This window comes from Dyella japonica DSM 16301 (genome assembly GCF_001010355.1).
Classification (GTDB): Bacteria; Pseudomonadota; Gammaproteobacteria; order Xanthomonadales; family Rhodanobacteraceae; genus Dyella; species Dyella japonica.
This window is the reverse complement of sequence record NZ_JPLA01000200.1, coordinates 1-401: the sequence shown is the minus strand read 5'-3', so window position 1 is coordinate 401 and position 401 is coordinate 1. Positions and strand designations below refer to the sequence as shown.

Annotated in this window: 1 protein-coding gene; it reads left to right on the top strand. The window is 42.4% G+C overall.

What is annotated here, in order from left to right:
* Positions 1 to 401: hypothetical protein (locus tag Y882_RS20460; RefSeq protein ID WP_162207445.1), on the top strand; the 401-nt coding region annotated here is incomplete at both ends.

Sequence of the window (401 nt, the reverse complement as noted above, 5' to 3'; positions counted from 1 at the left end):
CTCCTACTCAACTGAAAGCTGCTAAACAGCTTAATGGTGACATTATCTTCACTTGGGTAGGGCGTCCTTCATGGCAACACTTCTGGATAGTGAATACCAGTGTTAATGATTCTAAGACTGTTATCTTTTCTAAAGAATGGTCTAGTGAATCTCTAACATGGACTGTTGCAGAACAGAACGAGTTCTACGGCCTGGAAGAAGGTGGTGCTACTCATGTCATCTTCATGGTATCTGAGTATGACCCAAGTAACGGATTAGTATCTATTGGTGCTCAAGTTACTGGTCAAGCAGAGCAGCCGTCTAATCCAATGAATCCTGTTGCTGGATTGTATGCAGTGTTCACCGGTGACCCAGGTAACTCTAATATTAAGATTATGTGGAATAAACCTTCTGTTGGTGGA